The 3,601-nt window shown below is 37.5% G+C and carries 4 protein-coding genes; all 4 read right to left on the reverse strand.

Annotated elements, in window-relative coordinates:
• The coding region (locus AC1DJR_RS21855) for an aldehyde dehydrogenase family protein (protein ID WP_477003485.1) at positions 1-667 on the reverse strand (667 nt) is incomplete at its 3' end.
• Positions 668-924: 257 nt separating this feature from the next.
• Positions 925-2,058 carry a bifunctional cystathionine gamma-lyase/homocysteine desulfhydrase gene (locus AC1DJR_RS21860; protein WP_088034209.1) on the reverse strand — a complete coding sequence of 378 codons (1,134 nt, stop codon included), beginning with the start codon at positions 2,056-2,058 and terminating at the stop codon, positions 925-927.
• A gap of 3 nt (positions 2,059-2,061) precedes the next feature.
• A complete protein-coding gene (locus AC1DJR_RS21865) occupies positions 2,062-2,985 on the reverse strand; it encodes an O-acetylserine dependent cystathionine beta-synthase (RefSeq protein WP_477003486.1) in 924 nt (307 codons plus the stop codon).
• A gap of 82 nt (positions 2,986-3,067) precedes the next feature.
• Positions 3,068-3,601: 5'-methylthioadenosine/S-adenosylhomocysteine nucleosidase (gene mtnN, locus AC1DJR_RS21870; protein ID WP_477003487.1), on the reverse strand; the 534-nt coding region annotated here is incomplete at its 5' end.

Raw genomic sequence — 3,601 nt, forward strand, 5'->3', positions numbered from 1 at the left:
GCCCTACACCTAGCGCGGGTTTACCAGTAGAATAAGCCGATTTCACCATACCAGCCCCTCCAGTTGCTAGAACGAGTGCGACACCATCATGGTTCATTAATTGTTTCGTTGCTTCCACAGAAGGTCTTTCAATCCATTGAATACAATGCTTTGGTGCACCAGCTTTCACTGCTGCATCGTATACTGTTTTCGCTGCTGCAATAGAACAATTTTGTGCAGAAGGATGAAATGCGAAAATAATTGGATTTCTCGTTTTTATCGCGATTAATGCTTTAAACATCGTTGTCGACGTTGGGTTAGTTACTGGCGTTACCCCAGCTACTACACCGACAGGYTCYGCRATTTCTATTATTTCTTCATGAGGATCTTCGTGAATAATYCCTACYGTTTTATCTTTCTTYATRCTATGCCAAATATATTCAGTGGCAAAAATATTTTTWATRCATTTRTCTTCATATACACCACGGCCCGTTTCTTCAACAGCCAATTTCGCAAGCGGCATATGTTGGTCAACACCTGCAAGCGCCATTTCATGAACAATGTTGTCAATTTGCTCTTGTGTAAAACTTTCTAATGCTTGTAAAGCTTTTTGACCGTTCTCTACTAACGTATCAATCATCTCTTTTACCTCTTTCATTTCATTTACAACTTTCTCTTTGACTACCATGTAAATTTCCTCCTATTCTGCTATTACGGCCTTTATAAGTCCCTATAGGTCATAATAAGTCCCGATTAGCGTAAAAAAATAGAGTTGCCTTCCTACATGAATCTCATCATTTGTGAAACATTTCACAAGTTTGTTCGTGAGTAATATTTCATGACTTCACTATACATGAAATCATTTTATTTGTGTATGTCCATTTTGTGAAAAGTTTCACAAAATAATCTTAAAAAAGCACTGCTCTATTTAGCAGTGCTTTTTTATTATGCTAACGCTTGTGCTAAATCTTCAATCAAATCTTCACCATCTTCAATACCGACAGAAATACGAATCAATGTATCTGTAATCCCTAATTCTTTACGGCGATCAGCAGGAATAGATGCATGTGTCATTTGTGATGGAATTGAAATTAAACTTTCTACTGCTCCTAAACTTTCAGCAAGTGTGAAGTATTGTAACTTCTCAAGTACTCTATTTAATGTTTCTTCACTATCTACATCGAATGAGATGATTGCACCAAATCCGTTCGCCTGTTCTTTTGCTAATTCGTGATTTTGATGTGATTCAAGACCTGGATAATATACTTTATTTACTTTTGGATGGTTATTTAAAAACTCAGCAATTGCGCGTGAATTTATTTCATGCTCTTCCATACGAATTCCTAATGTTTTTAAACCGCGAAGTAGTAAGAAGCTGTCTTGTGGTCCAAGAATACCTCCTGTTGAGTTTTGTACAAAATGAAGGTCTTCTGCTAGTTGCGGGCTATTTACAACTACTAGGCCTGCAACTACATCACTATGCCCACCTAAATATTTCGTTGCACTATGAAGYACAATRTCTGCTCCTAAAGAAATTGGCGACTGCCAATATGGCGTCATGAATGTGTTATCAATAATTGTTAATAAATCGTTTTCTTTAGCAAGAGCRGATATTTTCTTAATATCAGTAATTTTCAGTAATGGATTCGTTGGTGTTTCCACATAGATCGCTTTCGTATTTGGACGAATCGCTTCTACAACTTCCTCTAGGTTTGTTGTATCTACAAATGTATGCTCAATACCGAAGCGGTTTAATACTTTCGTAATAACGCGGTATGTTCCACCGTAAACATCATCTGTTAAAATGACGTGGTCACCTTTTGAGAACAACATAATTGTTGCTGTAATAGCTGCCATCCCTGAACCAAATGCAAATCCAGCATGACCATTTTCTAATACTGCAATCATTTCTTCTAAAGCTGAACGAGTTGGATTACCAGTTCTAGAATATTCATATCCTTGATGCTTACCAACTGCTTCTTGTTTGTACGTACTTGTTTGATAAATCGGCACATTTACAGATCCAGTTGAAGGTTCTCCTATGCGAATACCATGAATTAACTTTGTCTTTGCTCTCATTTTTTATTCCCACCCTTTGTATATATCTTTACTTAAATAACGCTCACTACTATCTGGAAAAATCGTTACAATATTTGTACCTGGTGCTGCTTTCTCCGCCTCAAGTAAGCTTGCATGAAATGCTGCTCCTGAAGAGCTTCCAACGAGAAGACCTTCTTTTTTCGCTAATTCTTTCACTCGTAAAAATGCATTTCGATCAGAAATTGTATGAATTCCATCAAAATAAGATGTTTTCAAAAATGGCGGGATGAACTCAAGACCAATTCCTTCTGTTTCATGTGAACCAACCTTACCACCATTTAAAATAGATCCTTCTGGTTCTACAATAACCGTTTTAATATCAATGTTTTTCTCTTTTAAATAAGACGCAGTTCCCATAAATGTACCGCCAGTTCCTGCTCCTGCAACAAATATGTTAATCTCTCCATTCAGTGCGTCCCAAAGTTCAGGACCTAGTGTTTTGAAATAAGCACGAGGGTTTGCTTCATTAGCAAACTGACTTGGAGAGTATGAATTCGGTATTTCCTTTACTAATTCTTTTGCCTTTGCAATTGCGCCGGTCATTCCTTGCTCAGTCGGGGTATGCACGACTGTTGCACCTAGCGCTTTCATTAATTCTTGTTTTTCAACACTAAATTTCTCTGGTACACAAACAATGACGCGTAAATCATGTTCTAACGCTGCAAGTGCCAGTCCAATACCTGTATTTCCAGCCGTCGGTTCAATAATTGTTCCGCCCTCTGCAACAAGCCCTTTTTCTAACGCATCTTCGATTAATTCTCTTCCTAAACGATCCTTAACGCTTCCGCCTGGGTTGTAAAATTCAAGCTTTGCAAATAAACGGACTCCTTCCGGAAGTGAAAAACGAGTAATTTCTACGATTGGTGTATGACCAATCAACTCATGAACTCCACGATATACATTCATCGTGTTCTCCCCCTTATTTGCCAATAAAGAAAAGGCAACTGTATGTATTTTCTTTATATGAGACAGTTGCCTTTTTGTTACATTACTTTAACTCTTCTAATACTTTTACGATAAAGTTTGTAGAATGAAGAGCTGCTTGATCTAAAAATTGATCAAATGAAACATTTGATTCTTTACCTGCAATATCAGAAAGTGCACGAATAATAACAAACGGAACTTCATATTGGTGGCATACTTGCGCAACAGCTGCTGCTTCCATTTCTACTGCATAAAGGTCTTCAAATTTATCACGAATTGCTGCAACGCGGTTCGGATCATTCATAAATGAATCACCTGTTGCAATCATTCCTTTTACAACTTGAATATTTTCTTCTGCCTGCATACATTTCTCAGCTAATGCAACTAATGCCTCATCAGCTTTAAATCCAGGTGGCATTCCTGGCACTTGACCATATTCGTAGTTAAATACTGTTACATCTACGTCATGGTGACGAACTTCTGTTGAAATAACCACATCTCCAACATTTAAAGAATGATGGAATCCACCAGCTGAACCAGTGTTGATTACTTTTTCAGGTTTATATTTTTCTAATAAAATTGTCGTTGACATCGCTGC

Source organism: Bacillus sp. 05T31, from assembly GCF_056396725.1.